The sequence below is a fragment of the Treponema berlinense genome (assembly GCF_052273165.1).
Classification (GTDB): domain Bacteria; phylum Spirochaetota; class Spirochaetia; order Treponematales; family Treponemataceae; genus Treponema_D; species Treponema_D berlinense_A.
In genome coordinates, this window is sequence record NZ_DAVZIU010000011.1 from 53629 (window position 1) to 71138 (window position 17510).

At 37.6% G+C, this 17510-nt stretch carries 19 protein-coding genes; 14 read left to right on the plus strand and 5 right to left on the minus strand.

Annotated features, from left to right (window positions below):
• Positions 1-436 precede the first annotated feature (436 nt).
• From ACT6XC_RS05425 to ribH, 6 genes are all read left to right on the plus strand, one after another.
• Positions 437-1729, plus strand: a complete 1293-nt coding sequence (locus ACT6XC_RS05425) for a hypothetical protein (protein ID WP_443741074.1) — start codon at positions 437-439, stop codon at positions 1727-1729.
• A 29-nt stretch (positions 1730-1758) separates the two neighbouring features.
• Positions 1759-2925 carry an FprA family A-type flavoprotein gene (locus ACT6XC_RS05430; protein ID WP_443741075.1) on the plus strand — a complete coding sequence of 389 codons (1167 nt, stop codon included), beginning with the start codon at positions 1759-1761 and terminating at the stop codon, positions 2923-2925.
• A 40-nt stretch (positions 2926-2965) separates the two neighbouring features.
• Positions 2966-4093: a bifunctional diaminohydroxyphosphoribosylaminopyrimidine deaminase/5-amino-6-(5-phosphoribosylamino)uracil reductase RibD gene (gene ribD, locus ACT6XC_RS05435; RefSeq protein ID WP_443741076.1), complete on the plus strand. Its 1128-nt coding sequence runs from the start codon at positions 2966-2968 to the stop codon at positions 4091-4093.
• Positions 4094-4113: 20 nt separating this feature from the next.
• Positions 4114-4782: a riboflavin synthase gene (locus ACT6XC_RS05440; protein WP_443741077.1), complete on the plus strand. Its 669-nt coding sequence runs from the start codon at positions 4114-4116 to the stop codon at positions 4780-4782.
• Positions 4783-4800: 18 nt separating this feature from the next.
• Positions 4801-6003, plus strand: a complete 1203-nt coding sequence (locus ACT6XC_RS05445; RefSeq protein ID WP_443737686.1) for a bifunctional 3,4-dihydroxy-2-butanone-4-phosphate synthase/GTP cyclohydrolase II — start codon at positions 4801-4803, stop codon at positions 6001-6003.
• A 159-nt stretch (positions 6004-6162) separates the two neighbouring features.
• A complete protein-coding gene (gene ribH / locus ACT6XC_RS05450; RefSeq protein ID WP_296024805.1) occupies positions 6163-6627 on the plus strand; it encodes a 6,7-dimethyl-8-ribityllumazine synthase in 465 nt (154 codons plus the stop codon).
• A gap of 123 nt (positions 6628-6750) precedes the next feature.
• Here the strand turns inward: ribH and ACT6XC_RS05455 are convergent, their stop codons facing one another.
• The 3 genes from ACT6XC_RS05455 to ACT6XC_RS05465 are packed head-to-tail and all read right to left on the minus strand — an operon-like array spanning position 6751 to position 9171.
• Positions 6751-7188: a hypothetical protein gene (locus tag ACT6XC_RS05455; protein ID WP_443741078.1), complete on the minus strand. Its 438-nt coding sequence runs from the start codon at positions 7186-7188 to the stop codon at positions 6751-6753.
• Between the two features lie 40 nt (positions 7189-7228).
• Complete coding sequence (locus tag ACT6XC_RS05460; RefSeq protein ID WP_443741079.1) at positions 7229-7783, minus strand: cysteine hydrolase family protein; 555 nt, start codon at positions 7781-7783, stop codon at positions 7229-7231.
• 44 nt (positions 7784-7827) lie between these two features.
• Complete coding sequence (locus ACT6XC_RS05465) at positions 7828-9171, minus strand: MATE family efflux transporter (RefSeq protein ID WP_443741080.1); 1344 nt, start codon at positions 9169-9171, stop codon at positions 7828-7830.
• Positions 9172-9366: 195 nt separating this feature from the next.
• Here ACT6XC_RS05465 and bioB point away from each other — a divergent pair, with 195 nt between their 5' ends.
• Genes bioB through bioA form a run of 6 tightly spaced genes read left to right on the plus strand, consistent with a single transcriptional unit; the run spans position 9367 to position 15141 of the window.
• Positions 9367-10398: a biotin synthase BioB gene (gene bioB, locus ACT6XC_RS05470; protein WP_443741081.1), complete on the plus strand. Its 1032-nt coding sequence runs from the start codon at positions 9367-9369 to the stop codon at positions 10396-10398.
• A 46-nt stretch (positions 10399-10444) separates the two neighbouring features.
• Complete coding sequence (locus ACT6XC_RS05475; RefSeq protein WP_443741082.1) at positions 10445-11827, plus strand: ABC transporter ATP-binding protein; 1383 nt, start codon at positions 10445-10447, stop codon at positions 11825-11827.
• Positions 11824-12636 carry an energy-coupling factor transporter transmembrane component T family protein gene (locus tag ACT6XC_RS05480; RefSeq protein ID WP_443741083.1) on the plus strand — a complete coding sequence of 271 codons (813 nt, stop codon included), beginning with the start codon at positions 11824-11826 and terminating at the stop codon, positions 12634-12636. Before ACT6XC_RS05475 ends, ACT6XC_RS05480 begins: the two co-directional genes overlap by 4 nt.
• On the plus strand, positions 12633-13208 hold the full coding sequence (locus ACT6XC_RS05485; RefSeq protein WP_443741084.1) for a biotin transporter BioY: 576 nt from the start codon (positions 12633-12635) through the stop codon (positions 13206-13208). The genes ACT6XC_RS05480 and ACT6XC_RS05485 overlap by 4 nt, the downstream gene beginning before the upstream one ends.
• Positions 13205-13888, plus strand: a complete 684-nt coding sequence (gene bioD / locus ACT6XC_RS05490; RefSeq protein WP_443737676.1) for a dethiobiotin synthase — start codon at positions 13205-13207, stop codon at positions 13886-13888. Before ACT6XC_RS05485 ends, bioD begins: the two co-directional genes overlap by 4 nt.
• Positions 13889-13914: 26 nt before the next feature.
• Positions 13915-15141 carry an adenosylmethionine--8-amino-7-oxononanoate transaminase gene (bioA, locus tag ACT6XC_RS05495; RefSeq protein ID WP_443737675.1) on the plus strand — a complete coding sequence of 409 codons (1227 nt, stop codon included), beginning with the start codon at positions 13915-13917 and terminating at the stop codon, positions 15139-15141.
• Positions 15142-15284: 143 nt separating this feature from the next.
• On the opposite strand, the gene ACT6XC_RS05500 is transcribed toward bioA, so the two are convergent.
• Both ACT6XC_RS05500 and ACT6XC_RS05505 read right to left on the minus strand, forming a co-directional pair.
• The gene (locus ACT6XC_RS05500; RefSeq protein ID WP_443741085.1) at positions 15285-15959 is read right to left on the minus strand and encodes an alpha/beta hydrolase; all 675 of its coding nucleotides are present in this window, start codon (positions 15957-15959) and stop codon (positions 15285-15287) included.
• A 9-nt stretch (positions 15960-15968) separates the two neighbouring features.
• Positions 15969-16304, minus strand: coding sequence for a phenylpyruvate tautomerase MIF-related protein (locus ACT6XC_RS05505; protein WP_443741086.1), 336 nt, complete (start codon positions 16302-16304; stop codon positions 15969-15971).
• Positions 16305-16592: 288 nt separating this feature from the next.
• Between ACT6XC_RS05505 and ACT6XC_RS05510 the strand changes: the two genes are divergently transcribed.
• On the plus strand, positions 16593-16787 hold the full coding sequence (locus ACT6XC_RS05510; protein WP_443741087.1) for a hypothetical protein: 195 nt from the start codon (positions 16593-16595) through the stop codon (positions 16785-16787).
• A gap of 122 nt (positions 16788-16909) precedes the next feature.
• Positions 16910-17038, plus strand: coding sequence for a hypothetical protein (locus tag ACT6XC_RS05515; protein WP_443741088.1), 129 nt, complete (start codon positions 16910-16912; stop codon positions 17036-17038).
• Positions 17039-17510: the final 472 nt, after the last annotated feature.

Here is a 17510-nt window from a genome sequence, read left to right on the forward strand (position 1 = left end):
GGATTTTTGCGTGGTAACTACCACGCTGCGAGTTTTGTTAATACAAAACTCGGGAAGATTTTACGTGTGTGCTAAAAGCACACGACCTTGCCTGCGGCAAGGATTTTTGCGTGGTAACTACCACGCTGCGAGTTTTGTTAATACAAAACTCGGGATGATTTTACGTGTGTGCTAAAGCGCACAACCTTGCCTGCGGCAAGGATTTTTGCGTGGTAGTTACCACGCTGCGAGTTTTGTTAGTACAAAACTCGGGAAGATTTTACGTGTGTGCTAAAAGCACACAACCTTGCCTGCGGCAAGGATTGGAGGGGCGGCGGAGCCGTTGGCGCTTGTTTACAAGCGTTAATGTAGCGCGGTTAGCGCGGAACCCCGCAAAGCCTGGTTTTTGCGAAGCAAAAAGCCGTCCAGATAAAAAACTGCGATTTTTGGAGCTTTTATGAAGAGATTTTTTTGTTTTTGCTGGTCTGCCGTTGTGGGGCTGTGTTTTTTGAGTGCGGCAAGCGATGTGATTTTGAGAAACGGCACAAATTCTGTAATAACGTCAATTTTTGTAATCGAAGGCGAAAAATCTCCAGTTCAACAGAGTGTAAATCTTTTGCCAGCGTCAAAATTTGAAAGAACTTTGAGAAAAATGCAGCGCAAGGCTGAGTTTAACGGCGAAGAATTTGATGAGAAAAGCATTGCTTGTGAAAAAAAATGGCAATTAAAAACTGGAGTTAAATACAGAATTCTTTTTAAGAGCGAAAATGGCGATTTATTTTTGAGGGACGACATTTATACAGAAAGAAAAACGGAAAATCTTGTAATTGAGTTTAAAAAACAGAACCGAATTGAAAGAGACTGGCTGGTTCGTTACGACAAGACTGTGCAGGAAAATATTCTAAAACAAAAACAGATGCAGGATTTGAGGCGGCCTTTGTGTTTTATGGCTGGTTTTGGAATTGTTCTTTTTTTGATTTTGACTGGTTTTATTGCGGTGGATACTTTCCGGCATAAAAAATTTGGAGAACCGACTTTTTTTGAAAAACTTCTTGGAAAAAATCTGTCTTCGGTGCAAAAAAGCAGGCGATGGATGGAAATTGCAGGCGTTTTTTTAATGCTTGTGCCAGTTATAATTTCCTTTCTTTCTTTTAAAAGCGAAATTTCTAAAACTTATTTTTGGTTTTTTACGCATAAAATCGAAAAAGATGTTTCTGTGCAGGTGACAATGCTGACTGCGATTGCCGCGGTTTTTATTTATGGTTCTTATCTTTTGCGGTATAATTTTTTTAAGAAAGACTCGGCGGAACAGGTGTTTTTTTCGGTTGTGCAGGCGATTTTAAATATTTGGGCTATTTCTGGTCTTTGTTCGATGTTTGTCGGAAACGAGGTTTGGAATGTGCCAGTTTTGAACATAAACAGTCAGACCTGTCTTTTGCTCATAATTCTTTTTTCTTGGATTGGAGCAAGGTCGATTTCCGGATTTTTGTGGATTATTCTCGTAATTATTGGAATTTCGCACATAACGGAAATAAGTGAGGCGATGGGAATTTACGGCGCTCTTTATATCGTAATGTTTTTTATTTCGCTTCTGCTGCAATTGACGGACACGGTTCATCTGGAAGATTTTAAAAACGATTTTTGCAATATCGCTGCTAAAACTGGCCAGAAAATTGGAACAGATATTGATGCCAGCAAGGATACTGTAAAAAAATTGTCGGGGAAGGTTATAAGCAAAGTTTTGCTCTAGAATTTTGACTTTTTATGGGAGGTAGTGCCATGAATGATATGAAAATTTCGGATTCGGTTAGGTTTGTTGGTGTTAATGACCACAAAATCGATTTGTTTGAAGGACAGTTTTCTGTTCCTGAGGGAATGTCTTATAATTCTTATCTTATTCTTGATGAGAAAATTGCCGTTATGGACAGTGTTGATAGGAATTTTGGGGAAGAATGGCTCAAAAATATCGAAAACGCGTTGTCTGGTAAAATGCCAGATTTTTTGGTTGTGCAACACATGGAAATGGATCATTCGGCAAATATTGCGGCTTTTATGAAAAAATACCCGGATTCAAAAATTGTTTCGTCTAAGATGGCGTTTAATTTGATGAAAAACATGTTCGGTACGGATTTTTCTGAACGGCAGATTGTAATTTCGGAAGGTTCTAAAGTTGAACTTGGAAAACATGTCTTGAATTTTATTGCCGCTCCAAATGTGCATTGGCCGGAAGTTATGTTCACTTATGAAAGTACGGAAAAAATTCTCTTTAGCGCAGATGGATTTGGAAAATTCGGCGCTTTGGATGTTCCTTCTGTGCTTGACTGGGCGGATGAAGCCAGACGGTATTATTTTGGAATTGTTGGAAAATTTGGCGCGAATGTGCAGGCAGTTCTTAAAAAGGCGGCAAACCTTGAAATTCAAAAAATCTGCCCTTTGCACGGACCCGTTCTTGATTCAAATCTGGAAAAATATATTCAATATTATGATACCTGGTCAAAATACGAAGCGGAAACAGACGGAATTTTTATTGCTTATACTTCTGTTTACGGAAATACAAAGCAGGCAGCCGAAAAACTTGCAGAAATTTTAAAAGAAAAAGGCTGCAAAAATGTCTTAATAAAAGATCTTGCGCGAAATGACATTTTTGACTGTGTAGCCAACGCTTTCCGCTATAAAAAACTTGTTTTGGCTTCGACAACTTACAATGCCGAAGTTTTTCCTAAAATGCGGGAATTTATTGCTCACCTTGCAGAGAGAAATTTTCAAAACAGAACGGTTGGTTTTATCGAAAATTGTTCCTGGGCGCCACTTGCAGCAAAGACTATGGCAAAAATGTTTGAACCTTTGAAAGAAATAAAAATTCTGGAAGAAAAGGTTACGATTAAAATTGCCGTAAACAAAGAAGTTGAAAAACAACTTGAAAATTTTGCGGAAAAATTGATGTAAACTCTTGAATTATAATTTAGTTTGATATAAAACTATTTTGATGAAAGAAGAATTTATGAAAAGTGCCATTGCCCTTGCAGAAAAAGGCCGTGGTTTTACAAATCCGAATCCGCTTGTCGGTGCAGTGATTGTAAAAAACGGCAAAATTATTGCAGAAGGCTGGCACCATAAACTCGGTAGCCTGCATGCTGAACGCGACGCTCTAAAAAATGCTGCCGAAAAAAGTGTCGATGTTCGCGGTGCTTCAATTTATGTAACTCTTGAGCCTTGTTGTCATGTAGGAAGACAACCTCCGTGCACTCAAGCTATTATTGAAAGCGGAATTTCGGAAGTAATTTATGGCAGCAGTGACCCAAATCCTCTTGTAAACGGCAAAGGAAAAAAAATTCTCGAAGTTGCTGGAATTAAAGTTGTGGCTGGTTTTTTGAAAGAAGAATGTGATAAATTGAATCCGGTATTTTTTCATTACATAAAAAACAAGCTGCCTTATGTAATTTTAAAATACGCAATGACGGCGGACGGACAGACTGCAACTTCAAAAGCCGAAAGCCGCTGGATTACAGGACAGTTGGCGCGCAAAAATGTACACAAAACTCGTGCAAATGTAATGGCGATTTTGACAGGAATCGGAACTGCAAAAAAAGACAATCCAATGCTTAATGTCCGTCTTGACGACGGGTTGGAGCACAGGCAGCCAGTTCGCGTGATTTTAGATAGCCATTTAAAGCTTAATCTGGAAAGTGCTTTGGTTCAGACAGCGAAAGAAATTCCTGTAATTGTTTTTTGCAAGCCTGAACTGACCAAAACTGAACTTATAAAAAAAGAGGTTCTAGAAAGTAGGGGAGTAAAAGTCTTGTCTGCAAGACCAGAAAAAAATCATTCGCTTCTTTACAGCCAGCTTAAAGTTTTGGGCGAAATGGGAATAGATTCTGTTTTGGTAGAAAGTGGCGGAACTTTGAACGGAAGTTTTTTCTTTGAAGAAAAAGGACTTGTTCAGGAATTGCAGGTTTACATTGCGCCAAAAATTTTTGGAAACGACGGTCACACAATTTTTAATCCGGTAAAAGGAAAGGGAATTGAGTTTCCGTCGGAATGTATAAATCTTGGAAAACCGCAAATTGAAGTTTTTGGAGAAGATATTCTTCTTAAATATGTTCTGGAAAATTAAAAAAGAGGGCAAAAATCAAAATGTTTACAGGAATTATTGAAGAAAAAGGAAAAATCAATTCAATCTTAAAAAGTTCTTCTTCTCTTGTTTTGAACATAAAATGTTCTTTTGCCAGTTCTTTGGTTTTGGGCGAAAGTGTCGCCGTAAATGGAACTTGTCTGACAGTAACTTCAAAAAGTTCGGACAGCTTTACAGCCGATGTTACTCCAGAAAGTTTTAGACGAACAAGCTTCAGCAACTTAAAATCAGGCTGCGAAGTAAATCTTGAGCGCGCAATGAAGGCAGACGGACGGTTTGGCGGACACATTGTAAGCGGACACATTGACGGAACAGGAATTTTTGTTTCTTCTCAAAACGAACAAAACGCCGTAAACATAAAGATTGCGGTTTCGGCGGAAATTGGAAAATTTGTAATCGAAAAAGGTTCTGTTTGTGTTGATGGAATAAGCTTGACTGTTGCAAGCGTAAATTACGGAGAAAGCGAAACTGTTTTTAGCGTTGCCGTAATTCCGCATACCTGGAAGAATACAACTTTGAGCAAAATGCAAAATGGCTCTTACGTGAATATTGAATGTGATCTCGTAGGAAAATACATCGAACATTTTGTAAATTACAAAAATTTTAAAAACGCAGATGATGAAGAAAAATCACTCGAAAATTTTATGACAAGTTTTACGAGTTTTCATTGAATTTTTATAGGAGAAAAAATGACAGAAGGAATCAATAAAATAGAAGAGGCTTTGGCAGACTTAAAAGCTGGCAAAATGATTATGGTTACGGATGCCGAAGATCGCGAAAATGAAGGCGATTTAATTTGTGCTGCCGAATTTGCAACTCCGGAAATTTTAAATTTTATGGCATCAAAGGCAAAAGGCCTTATCTGTATGCCAATTAGCCGTCAGATTGCAAAAAATCTTGGTTTTGGACAGATGGTTGCAGACAATACGGATAATCACGAAACCGCATTCACCGTCAGTATCGACCACATAAAAACTTCGACAGGAATCAGCGCTTTTGACCGTTCCGTTACAGCAATGGCAGTTGCCGACAAAACTTCAAAACCGGAAGATTTCCGCCGTCCAGGACATATGTTTCCGCTTGTCGCAAAAGAAGGCGGAGTTTTTGAGCGGACAGGTCACACAGAAGCAACAGTTGATTTTTGCAAGCTTGCAGGTTTAACTCCAGCAGGACTTTGTTGCGAAATTATGAGTAGCGACGGACACATGGCGCGCCTTTCAGAACTCAAAAAAATGGCGGCTGAATGGAATCTAAAACTCGTTACGATAGAACAACTTATAAAATATAGAAAAACTCACGAAAAAATCGTGGAAAAAGTTGCCGAAGCAAAACTTCCGACAAAATGGGGAAATTTTAAGCTCGTCGGATTTTTGGATAAAATCACAGGAGCAGAACACGCGGCTCTCATAATGGGAAATGTAAACGGCGAAGACAGCATTTTGTGTCGCGTTCATAGCGAATGTTTGACAGGCGATACCTTTGGTTCCTTAAAATGCGACTGTGGCGATCAATTTTCTGCGGCAATGACAAAAATTGCAGAAGAAGGCCGCGGAGTCCTTTTGTATCTCCGTCAGGAAGGTCGAGGAATCGGTCTTTTAAATAAAATAAAAGCGTATGCCCTTCAAGACCGCGGAATGGACACTGTCGATGCAAATCTAGCTCTCGGACTTCCAGCAGACGCACGGGATTATAACTGCGGAATCCAGATGCTCAAGGAACTTGGAATCAAAAAAATCCGCCTTTTAACGAACAATCCTGACAAAATAAACCAGATAAACGGTGCAGACACAGGAATCGAAATTACAGAGCGCATTCCTTTGGCAGTTCCAACAAGACCTCAGGATATTCAGTATTTGACAACAAAACGCGTAAGAATGGGACATTTTCTGTAATTGATACAAAAAAAAAGGGCGTTCCTTTAGCGGCTTTGCCGCCAAAGTCGGGTGTTCCGCCACTTGCTACGCGCGGTGCTTGCGCACTGCCTTTGGCATGGCTCCACCCCCTAACGCGGGAACTGCCCGTTTAAATAACATATTTTTTTGGAGAACAAAATGAATATTTTAGAAGGAAAACTGGTTTCTGAAGGAAATCCAAAGATTGCAATTGTTGCAGCCCGCTTTAACGAATTTATCGTAAGCAAATTGATTGAAGGAGCACGTGACGGACTTTTACGCCACGATGTAAAAGAAGAAAACATTGATTTATGCTGGGTTCCAGGAAGCTTTGAAATTCCTGTAGCGGCAAAACACCTTGCAGAAAGCAAAAAATATGATGCAATAATCTGTCTTGGTGCGGTAATCCGCGGAGCAACGAGCCATTACGACTATGTTTGTGCAGAAGTTTCAAAAGGCATTGCTCAGGTTTCTCTTAATACAGGTTTACCGGTAATGTTTGGAATTTTAACAACAGATACGATTCAGCAGGCGATTGAGCGTGCAGGCACAAAAGCTGGAAATAAAGGCTACGACTGTGCAATGGGCGCTCTTGAAATGATAAATCTTTTTAAGAAAATTTAATTTGCGGCAGGGATTGGAGCAGCGCGCAGCGTTGTCGGCGACTTTGTCGCCGACAATGAAGGCGAAAGCCGGAACTGCGCAAAGCCCGACGGCAACTTGTTGCCGTGCTGCCCGAAATAAAAATTAGTTTTCGAGTTCCTGGATAATTTTTTGGAGTTCTTGGCTGGCATTTTTTATTTCTTCGGGCAACTGCTCTAAACGCAAACTGCTGTCGGTGAATTTTAATTCGTGTTCGAGAGAAGGCAGGATTTTTTCTTCGAGTTCGGTTTTTCGCTGGCGGAGGAGTGTTATTTTTTTTGGCGGGCGACCACCTTTTTTTCCGTTTTGCCGGCTGCTTAGTTTTTTGGCGACGCTTTTTGATTTTCCGTTGTAGGCGTAGAGCGAGTTGAACCAGAATTCCAGTTTTGTCAGGTTTTGTGCGAGATTAAAGCTGATTTCGTCTATTTCGCGGCTGTTTTTTTCTTCGAGTTCAGGTGCCTGCGATTTTAGGTTTTCGATTCTTTTTTGTAAATTGCCAAGTTCTTGAAAAATGGAACGGATTTCCTGTGTTTTTTTGCTCATTTTTTCAATATAACCTATGGCTTTAGGTTTTTCAAGTTTTTTATTTTTCCTGAAGATATTCTTGAGTTGTCATCATTTTTAGGTGCAGAGGAGAAAGGCCGGAGAATGTCAGTTTGACGGCGTCTTCTTTTGGTTTGTCGAGTCCACTTGTTCCGTCTGTCAAATAAACTGTGTAAATTCCTTCGTCAATCAAAGCAAAAACGGTGGACAAAACGCAGCATTCGGCAACAACTCCGCCAATAACGACGCGTCCTGCTTTTTTGCAGGCTTCTAAAACTTCCGGAATTGAGAGCGAAGAATAGACGCTTTTTGTATAAAGAGGAAATTTTTTTAGGGAAGGTTCAAATTCTTTTAACATTTGGTTTGCGTAAAAGTCGGAATTTACATCACTGTATTTTTTGTTGTAGTCTGCCCAAACTCCTTTTGGAGAAGTTTCGTTTGCTATAAAACGTGTAAAAATTACGTTTTTTAGTCCGTGGTCAATGATTTTTTGAAGGTTTTGAGCCGCTCCTTCGGTGTCAAGGCATTCCCATTTTCCGCCACGGGCATAAACATTCTGCATATCGACTATCAAAAGTAAATCGTCTTTTTTCAATTCAAACTCCTGTCAAATCCCTCAAAAACAGATTTTTTGTCTGTTTACATGTCGCTTGTTTCTTTTTTGTAAATGATTGCAAAATAAACGATTTCAAAAACCGCGGTAACTGCCCAACTGAACGGATAAAGCAAAAAGAGGCTTTCGACTGTTCTGAAGTGTGCAAAAATCGTAAAAACCCAGATTACGCGCAAGACGCAAGAACCGATAAAAACCATAACGGAAGGCACCAAAGTTTTGCGAAGTCCTCGGCTTGCGGCAATCGTTCCGTCCATAAAGGCAGAAATTCCAAAACTAAAAGTCATAATTTTGAATTTTTGCATTGCATAGTCGATAACGGTCTGATCTTTTGTAAAAAGTGACAAAAATTCCTGTCCAAAGGCAAAGAGAATGCCTCCAAGCAAAAAGCCTGCAATGGCGGCGTAACCCATGCTTATAAAATATGAATTAAGAATTCGCTTTTTTTTATGCGCTCCGAGGTTTTGTCCGATAAAAGTTGCACCAGCGGTGTAAAATGCGGACATAATGTTAAAAACGAGGTTGTCGCCATTCATTGTAGCGGCATTTCCAGCAACCATGGCAGCGTCAAAAGAGTTTACGGCTGCAACGATAAAAAGGTTTGCAATTGCAAAAATTGCGTTTTGAAGGCCAGCTGGTACGCCGATTTTGATTATCTGTAAAATTTTGTAACTAGAAATCTGTCTGTATTTAAAATCAAAATTATTTTTTGACAGGACTTTATAGATTTTCCGTAAAGTAAGAATGCAAGAAATATACTGCGCAATTACAGTTGCAACGCCAACTCCAATGACTGAAAGTTTAAAAACAATTACGAGCAACAAATCGAGAAAAACATTGACAATTCCTGCGGCAATCAGGTAGAGAAGGGGAGAACGGGTGTCGCCCTGGGCGCTTAAAATGGCATTTCCAAAATTGTACATTGCCATTGCCGGCATACAGAGCATATAAATTTTAAAATAAACGACCGCATCGTGCAAAAGTTCTGGTTTGGTGTTTAAAAGTTTGAGAATTCCTGTGGCAGAAAATATACCAGCAACCAAAAGCAAAATTCCAATGCAAAAACATGCAACGGCAGACGCTCTGACTGTAACTTCAAAATCTTTATAATTTTTTTGACCGACGCAGATTGCTGCCAGAACGTTTACTCCACCGCCAAGTCCGGTTAAAATTCCCGAACAAAAAAAGACCATTTGTCCAGTAGAACCAACAGAGCCCAGTGGCAGATAACCAGCAAAACGTCCTACGACTGCTGTATCTGTCATATTGAATAAAATTTGGAGAACATTTGTAATTACAAGAGGCACACTAAAGATAAAAATCTTTTTTAAAAGCGAACCTTGGGTCATATCCATTTCAATGTTTTTCATTTTTTGCTCAATTAAATTGATGAATTCGCAATAGTGTATCATAAAAGCAAACTTTGTAAATCTGAAAAATCGATAAAAGTCTTCTATATATAAAGTTTTATTTCTGAGATTGTAAACCAAATAAATCAAATATATGGTTTACAACAATTTTCAAATGGTTTACAATCTCAGCCATATTAACATAAAGGTAAAAAAATGGCTGAAACAGAAAATTTAGTTGATGTACTTGCTCTTGCTGAAAAAATTTGTGACGGAAAAAGGCTTTTGAGGACAGACAATCTCTCATTCTTCAAAAACTGTGATCTTCAAAAACTGACAGAAGGTGCGGACTTAATCAGAAAAAAATATTCAGGAAACCACGTTGATCTGTGTTCGATTATTAACGGACGGAGCGGACATTGCTCGGAAAACTGCAAATTTTGCGCACAGAGTTCGTTTAATCATACTTCCTGCGAAGTTTATCCTTTTCTTGACGAAGAAAAAATTATAAGCGAAGCAGAAAAAAATCAAAAAGCTGGAGTAAATCGTTTTGCAATTGTTTGCGCAGGAAAATCTGTAAGCGGAAATGATTTTGAAAAAGCTCTTTCGGTTTATAAAAAAATGCACTCGCAGTTAAAAATCAATTTGTGTGCTTCAATGGGATTTTTGAGTTCAGAACAGTTTCGCGCACTTCGGGAAGCTGGAGTTACGAGCTATCATCACAATATTGAAACTTCGAAAAGAAATTTTCCGAATATCTGTACAACTCACACTTACGAAATGAAAATTGAAACGATAAAAACTGCACAAAAAGAGGGGCTGTGCGTTTGTTCTGGCGGAATTATTGGAATGGGAGAAACTTTTGAAGACCGTCTTGATATGGCAATTTCTCTTTCCGAACTTGGAATCAAATCTATTCCGATTAACGCTCTTATGCCGATCCCTGGAACTCCTTACGAAAATATAAAATCTCTTTCGGAAGATGAAATTCTTCGTACTATTGCAATGTTCCGTTACATAAATCCTCAGGCAAATATTCGCCTTGCAGCAGGAAGAAAACTTCTTAGCAATTCGGGAGAAAAAGCATTCAATTCTGGAGCAAGCGCTTCGATTACAGGAGATATGCTTACAACTTGTGGAACGACAATTGAAGGTGACAAAAAACTTCTTGCTTCTCTTGGAAGAAGTTTTGAGTCAAATACCGAAAATTGCTGTTCCTGCGACTGCGGAAAAAGTTGCGGTTGTTAAGAAAATGCTTGTTTAAAATCGTCTTTTATGTGATACGGAATTTAAAATGATTGAATTTAAAAATGTTTCATTCAGTTATTTGAGCACGGACAATAAAAAAATTGACGTGCTCGATAATATGAATTTTAAAATCGAAGATGGAAGTTTTGCTGCAATTGCTGGAGAAAACGGTTCTGGAAAATCAACTGTGGCAAAACTGATGAATGTGCTTTTAGCTCCGTCTTCGGGAAGCATTTTTATCGATGGACTTGAAACTTCTAAAAAAGAAAATCTCGCCAAAATCCGGCGAATTGAAGGATTTGTTTTTCAAAATCCAGATACTCAACTTTTAAACAGTTTTGTTGAAGAAGAAGTTGCCTTTATGTCCGAAAATTTAGGTTTTGAAGCTGATAAAATTGAAGAAAATATTACAAACGCGCTGAAAGACTGCGGCATTGAAGAACTTCGGTATTCGCAGATTCAAACATTGCCAGCAGGAAAAAAACAGCTTGTTGCAATAGCCGCTGCAATCGCTTCTCAGCCAAAAATTATGATTTTTGACGAGCCGACTGCTTTTCTTGACGAAACAGAAAGAAAAACCGTTCTCGAACTTATAAAAAAAATTCATTCAGAAAAAAAAATCACGGTCATACTTATAACTCATCATCCGGACGAAGCGGAACTCGCAGACTTTATTTTGCAGATTGAAAAAGGAAAAATCGTCTTTGATTCAAATTATTTTTCTGACGAAAATAAAAGTTCAATCAGCGAATTTAAAGAACGTTTTTTGCCTTATAAGACAATTTTTATGGAAAATGGGAAAATTCAGGAAAATGAAAATTCTCAAAATGAAATTTGTCTTAAGGTGCAGGACGTTTTTGGAATTTCATTTGAACTAAAAAAAGGCGAAACTGTTTTTATTGAAGGAAATTCCGGATGCGGAAAGTCGGCGCTTCTCAAAACTATAAAAGGTTTTTTTATTCCGGACAGAGGCGAAGTAATTTATAAAGGGAAAAACATCAATTCAAAAAAGTTTGACAGGCGGAATTATTTTCTAAAAACGGGAATTTGCTTTCAAGTGGCGGAACAAAATCTTTTTGCAGAAACTGTTTTGGACGATGTTTCTTACGGACTTAAAAATCTGGGTTTTGATGAAAATTCTGCAATTAAAAAATCCAAAGAAATGCTTTTGCGCCTCAATTTTCCAGAAAAATTATTTTCTGTTTCGCCAAATTGCCTTTCTGGCGGACAAAAACGCGTAGTGGCGATTGCAGGAATTCTTGTAATGGAACCAGAAATTCTTCTGCTTGATGAATCGGACGCTGGACTGGATTATAAATTTGTCAATGCAATTACAGAAACGGTATCTTCTATGCAAAAAACAAGCGGAATGTGCTGTGTTATTGCCACAAATTCAAAGCAAAATAAAAAATCAAAGGTTGTAGCATGAAGAGCAAAAATAACATAATAGGAGTTTACTACAAGACGGATTCTTTTGTTCATTCTTTGGATCCGAGAATCAAATTAGCTGCGTTTTTGTTTTATTCGATTGCATCAATCTGCCTAAAAGTTAATTCGCCTTTTATTCAGGTGGCGCTTTTTTGTTCTGTTTATTTTTTTGCGCTCGTAAGTTCAAAAGTTCCGCTCTCAGTTGCCTTTGGCGGATTCAGGCAAATTTCGATTCTTATTTTTGTGCTTGTTTTTTTTAACTTGTTTATTTCTGACGGAAATGTTCTTCTTGAAATTTGGAAAATCAAAATAACCGATTTAGGTTTAAAAACCGCTCTTATAAATGCGATCCGCTTTTTACTTTTGTATTTTGGCGGAATGCTTATTTCTTACACAACAACGCCTGGAGAAATGATGAAAGCGATTTCGTATTTTGTTTCTCCGTTAAAAAAAATTTCTTTTCCGGCGGATGATTTTGTGACAGTTTTGCTACTTGCCTTAAGATTTATTCCTGTAATTTCTGGAGAATATAATTCAATCTGTTTAGCTCAAAAATCTCGCGGAGCGCGGCTTGAAGACAAAAATCCGATCAAAAGGGTAATGGCTTATACAGAAGTTTTTATTCCGCTTATTGTTTCGTCATTTAGAAAAGCTGATGAAATTTCGCAGTCACTTGAATCGCGATGTTACGGACTTGGAGAAAAAAGAACCTGTTTGCAAAAACTCAGGCTCAAAAATTCTGAAAAATTGTTTTTTGTTATATATACAATTTACATTTTAATAATTTTCATTATGGGAGTAAAAAAATGAAATCAAATCTTAGAAATCTTGTCTATGTGGCGCTTTTTATAGTTCTTATTACAATCGGAGCAAAAGTTGTAATTCCAATTCCAGTTTGTCCTTTTACGCTTCAACTTTTGTTTACGACGCTCGCAGGCCTTGTGCTTGGACCAGTTTACGGCGGAATTTCGGTTCTCTGCTATATTGTGCTTGGTCTTATCGGAGTTCCAGTTTTTGCAACTGGTGGCGGTTTTGGATATGTTCTTCAGCCGACATTCGGCTATCTTGTCGGTTTTGCGGCTGGAGCATTTTTGACAGGTCTTATTGCTGGAAAAAACAGGGACTCTTGTTCTTTTTTAAGACTTTTGGCTGCAAATTTCGCAGGACTTTTGGTCGTATATTTGATGGGAATTGTTTATTTTTGGCTTATCAAAACTTTTTATATTGGAAATCCAATTGGATTTAAAGCGCTGATTCTTTACTGTTTTGTGCTTGCGGTTCCAGGAGACCTTGTTCTTTGCGTTGTTGCAGCAATTCTTTCAAAAAAACTTCTTCCAATTCTAAAAGCAAACGGTCTTATTGAAAGCGAGGCTCAAAAATGAGCAAAAAACTTTTTGTAACAGGAACGGGAACCGACGTTGGAAAAACCTATATTTCCGCTCTTTTGTTAAAAAAAATGAACGCATATAAATTGGATTGCGCATATTTTAAAGCCGCAATGAGCGGAAACGTCCGTAACAAAGATGGAACTTTGGTTCCAGGCGATGCAGAATTTGTAAAGAAAATTTCGGGAATTGAGCAACCTGTCAGCAAAATGTGCCCTTATGTTTACGAAAATGCGTTTTCTCCACATCTTGCTTCAAGAATCGAAGGAAATCCTGTCGATTTTAAGGTCGTAAGCGAATGGTTTGACAAAACCTGCTCAGATTACGATTTTGTTTTGATGGAAGGAAGTGGCGGAATAACCTGTCCGATTGATTTTGACAAAAAAGAACTTTATCTTGACAAAATTGTAAAGTCTCTCGGTCTTTCTTCTGTAATAGTGGCAGATGCTGGACTTGGAACGATAAATTATGTTCTTTTGACGGTGAATTACATGAAATCAAAAAAACTTAAAATAAACGGACTGATATTCAATCACTATCATCCAGGAAACGTAATGGAAGAAGACAATATTTTTATGTGCGAACATCTTACGGGTATAAAAACGGTTGCAAAAGTAAAAGACGACGACAATTCAATCGAAATAACAAAAGAAAACCTGATTTCGCTTTTTGAATAAAATAAAGATTTTTTATAGGAAAAAAAATGAACGAACAAGTATTTGAAAAAATGAAAAAACAAAGAATTTGGTATCCTTATGCGCAGATGAAGCATATGAAAGCTCCGTATCATATTGTTGACGCAAATGGCGTATATCTTTATACGGACGACAATAAAATGATTGATTCAATTTCTTCTTGGTGGTGCATGATTCACGGCTATAAAAATCCAGAAATTACGGATGCAATAAAAGCTCAGACAGAAAAATTTTCTCATGTTATGTTGTGCAATCTTTCGCATGACGGAGCAGTGGAATTCGCCGAAAAACTTGCAGATTTTCTTCCAGGAACCTTGAATCATGTATTTTTTTCTGATTCTGGCAGTGTTTCTGTTGAAGTAGCGCTCAAAATGGCAATGCAATATTATGTAAACAAAAACCAACGTCGAGAAAAAGTTCTTTCTTTGAAAAATTCGTATCACGGAGATACATTCAAAACAATGGAAGTAGGCGATTCAAGCGAATATCATTTTGCCTTTAAGCAAAAAACAAATGTTGATCACATAAACACAAATATCGAAGAACTTGAAGATGCATTTAAAAATCACGGCGAAGAATATTATTGCATGATTGTCGAACCGCTTTTGCAGGGAGCTGGCGGAATGAAAATGTATGACATTTCTTTTTTAAAGCGGGCAAGAGAGCTTTGCGACAAATATGGCGTTCTTTTAATTTTTGATGAAGTTGCGACAGGATTTGGACGAACAGGCAACCGTTTTGTTTCGGATTTAGTTCTTCCAGATATAGTTTGTCTTGGAAAAGCTCTTACTGGCGGATATATCGGACATGCGGCAACAGTTGCATCAGATAAAGTTTACGAAGCGTTTTATTCCGATGAAAATGGAAAAGCATTGATGCATGGCCCGACTTTTATGGGAAATGCCTTGGCAATGACCGCAGGAATAAAATCATTAGAAATTTTCAAGCGCGAAAATTATATGAAAAAAATTTCCCATATTGAAGAATTCTCAAAAAAACTATTGTCCGGCTATAAAAATCCAAGAATAAAAGAAATCAGAATAATGGGTGGCTGTATTGCAGTAGAAGCAAATAATGCATCAGATTTAACAGGCTATCAGGACTTTGCATATAAAAATGGAGTATTTGCAAGACCTTTTTCAAACATCATGTACGCAATGGTTCCATATATAATAACCAATACAGAACTGACACAAGTAATAGAAACAATGAAGGCTTGGTGGAATAAGCAATAGCAGAATAAAAAAATATCTTAGCAGAAAAATATGATTTTTTGCCAGGGTACTTTTTGACTTCTTATAATGAAAATTCTGTCTACCCATACTATATATAGTGTTTTAGTCTATTAGATACGCTATATATAGTATAGTTTGCCCTTTCATTGCTCCAAAATCCATTTAATTCCTTTTGCAGTTCGTATTGCAGCTTCCGTAAAGTGATTTCCTTTGTTTAGTTCAAAAATTACCGGGATTTTAAGTGATTTATACAGTTCAAAAATAGATTCTGTATGTTCCTGAACTGTCGCCAGTACTTTATTTTTGGCTTTTGCTTCAGTATTCCCAAGGGACAAATAGATACAGTCAGGCTTTTTTATAAAGTTATGGGATTTTACAGATTCTTCAAAGCTCGGAAACCACATGGAGCCGGATGCAGATACAAAACGTTCGAAAATATCAGTTTTATAGGCAGCATATAAAGCAAAAAGTCCTGCAAGCGAATATCCTGCAAGTGCCAAATATGAAGGTTTTGAACCTGTTGAATCACAAATGACCGGAATAATCTTATTAGTCAGAAATGAAAGATATACATCTGCACCGCCGGAAAATTCACCGTCATTTTTGTATAAAGCAGGACTTTTCCATGGAGAAAGTTCGTTATTCCAGTCTAGATTACTGATTGCGGCAAGGCAAAAAGGCGGACAGTTCAGTTTCTGGCATTCATTCCAAACTTCTTCATCTTCATTTCCGTAAGTATTGAGAATTACAAGGGGTAAAGAAGCATTTTCAGAGCCAAAAACTGATACCTTTTTACCTTCTATATCCAGCGTAGTCATGGATTTTCTTTAGAAATTTCCGCCGTTGTGGCCCCAGTTTTGCGTTCCCCAGTAGGAAATGTAGACCGCGTTCCCCAGGATTCCAAGCTCTTTTTCAAGGATTTCGCATAGTTTTGAAGTCATCTTGTCGCTAGAACCGCCGTCAACGTTTCCAAGAACCTTTACTTCAACATACGCTCCTTTATCAAGCTTGTTTCCGTCAAAGTAAAGATCTTGTTTATCAACCAGATTAATCATCAAGTATGATTCAGGTTTTCCAATTATACTGATAGCTTTTCCAAATTCAGCCTTCAAAATATCTCTTTTTTCTGCAGACAACTCCATAGTCACCTTAGCTTCAATCATTGGCATATGATTCCTCCACAGTTTTTATAAAAAGTCCCGTAATTATAGCATAAATTCGCAGTTTTTTTATGAATTTTATTTTCAGTGCCCTTCCCTTGTATGGCACTTTACCAGTTTATAATAAATGCATATCTAAAAACTCGTCTTGCGACGATTTTTTAGAATGCTGTCGAGTTTTAAGTCCTGGAAATAGCAGGCCTTAAAACTCGCATTTTCAAGGTTATCTCTAAAAATTGCAATTTTTAGGGATTCTATCAAGTCATAACATCGAAAAAAAGGGGGTTAATTATGGAAAACACAATCAATGCGTTAATTTTCGTAGCAGGAATCGTTGCTGCAGTATACTTTGCAAACTACACACGAACAGAAGCTTCAAGCAAACGAGAGCAGAAAAGTAATGATATTTTTACATTTTGTATGCCTTGCATTACAGCCCTGGCACTAGGCATTCTTTTAATTGATTTCTTTATCTCCCAATCGTAATTACAGCTGCATTATTTGCCGGAACTTTTGCCCTTCTTATCAGCTGGACTTCAGAAGAAAAAGCACGCCAGAGGGCTAAAAGAGATGCTATTGAAAAGACTGTAAAAAAATCATTAAGAGATTTGCAAAGCATGATTGACCGTTCTTGTCATGAAACAAAAATGGAAGAAATTTATGCTGAACGATACCCAGCAGCATGGCTTGAGGCGCAAATCGATACTTCTCTTTGTATGACAAAAGATGATTATTAATGATTTGATTGTTTTATTACTTCTTTGCTGAGCATAACGGTACCGAATTATTTGTGTTTTTTTACAACTTGTTTTACAAAATGGTTTAAGTTCATTAAGAAATTGTCATCAGAACTTATTCCTGCACAAAATGAATGCATTATCGGATGCATTCCTCATTTATTGCAAACCTTCTAGTGAAAAGGGGCTGTCTTGTACTTTTGAGACAGCCCCATCTTTAGAAGAAGAGTTTTTTTTCTTTTTTCAATATCCTATAAGTCCTACCTATCATATATAATTTAACCAGAGAATAAATATAAGCTTGATCAATAATGAATGAAAAAGAATTAAGACATATAAATTTTAATAATCTATGTTCCTGTCTTGACAGAAGTGTCTTACCGGCTGTATTTTATAATTATGGCTAATTCCGAATCCTAATCGGAATTAGCCAAAGGAATAATTTATGGATTATATCAATAGAGCTGCTGAA

Excerpts from the sequence above, each read along its gene's own strand:
- ACT6XC_RS05480 (WP_443741083.1), top strand. The coding sequence starts at position 11,824 with ATGAAGAGCAAAAATAACATAATAGGAGTTTACTACAAGACGGATTCT.
- ACT6XC_RS05455 (WP_443741078.1), bottom strand. The coding sequence starts at position 7,188 with ATGAGCAAAAAAACACAGGAAATCCGTTCCATTTTTCAAGAACTTGGC.
- ACT6XC_RS05485 (WP_443741084.1), top strand. The coding sequence starts at position 12,633 with ATGAAATCAAATCTTAGAAATCTTGTCTATGTGGCGCTTTTTATAGTT.
- ACT6XC_RS05505 (WP_443741086.1), bottom strand. The coding sequence starts at position 16,304 with ATGATTGAAGCTAAGGTGACTATGGAGTTGTCTGCAGAAAAAAGAGAT.
- bioB (WP_443741081.1), top strand. The coding sequence starts at position 9,367 with ATGGCTGAAACAGAAAATTTAGTTGATGTACTTGCTCTTGCTGAAAAA.
- ACT6XC_RS05510 (WP_443741087.1), top strand. The coding sequence starts at position 16,593 with ATGGAAAACACAATCAATGCGTTAATTTTCGTAGCAGGAATCGTTGCT.
- ribH (WP_296024805.1), top strand. The coding sequence starts at position 6,163 with ATGAATATTTTAGAAGGAAAACTGGTTTCTGAAGGAAATCCAAAGATT.
- ACT6XC_RS05475 (WP_443741082.1), top strand. The coding sequence starts at position 10,445 with ATGATTGAATTTAAAAATGTTTCATTCAGTTATTTGAGCACGGACAAT.
- ACT6XC_RS05465 (WP_443741080.1), bottom strand. The coding sequence starts at position 9,171 with ATGAAAAACATTGAAATGGATATGACCCAAGGTTCGCTTTTAAAAAAG.
- ACT6XC_RS05445 (WP_443737686.1), top strand. The coding sequence starts at position 4,801 with ATGACAGAAGGAATCAATAAAATAGAAGAGGCTTTGGCAGACTTAAAA.
- ribD (WP_443741076.1), top strand. The coding sequence starts at position 2,966 with ATGAAAGAAGAATTTATGAAAAGTGCCATTGCCCTTGCAGAAAAAGGC.
- ACT6XC_RS05430 (WP_443741075.1), top strand. The coding sequence starts at position 1,759 with ATGAATGATATGAAAATTTCGGATTCGGTTAGGTTTGTTGGTGTTAAT.
- ACT6XC_RS05440 (WP_443741077.1), top strand. The coding sequence starts at position 4,114 with ATGTTTACAGGAATTATTGAAGAAAAAGGAAAAATCAATTCAATCTTA.
- bioA (WP_443737675.1), top strand. The coding sequence starts at position 13,915 with ATGAACGAACAAGTATTTGAAAAAATGAAAAAACAAAGAATTTGGTAT.
- bioD (WP_443737676.1), top strand. The coding sequence starts at position 13,205 with ATGAGCAAAAAACTTTTTGTAACAGGAACGGGAACCGACGTTGGAAAA.
- ACT6XC_RS05425 (WP_443741074.1), top strand. The coding sequence starts at position 437 with ATGAAGAGATTTTTTTGTTTTTGCTGGTCTGCCGTTGTGGGGCTGTGT.
- ACT6XC_RS05500 (WP_443741085.1), bottom strand. The coding sequence starts at position 15,959 with ATGACTACGCTGGATATAGAAGGTAAAAAGGTATCAGTTTTTGGCTCT.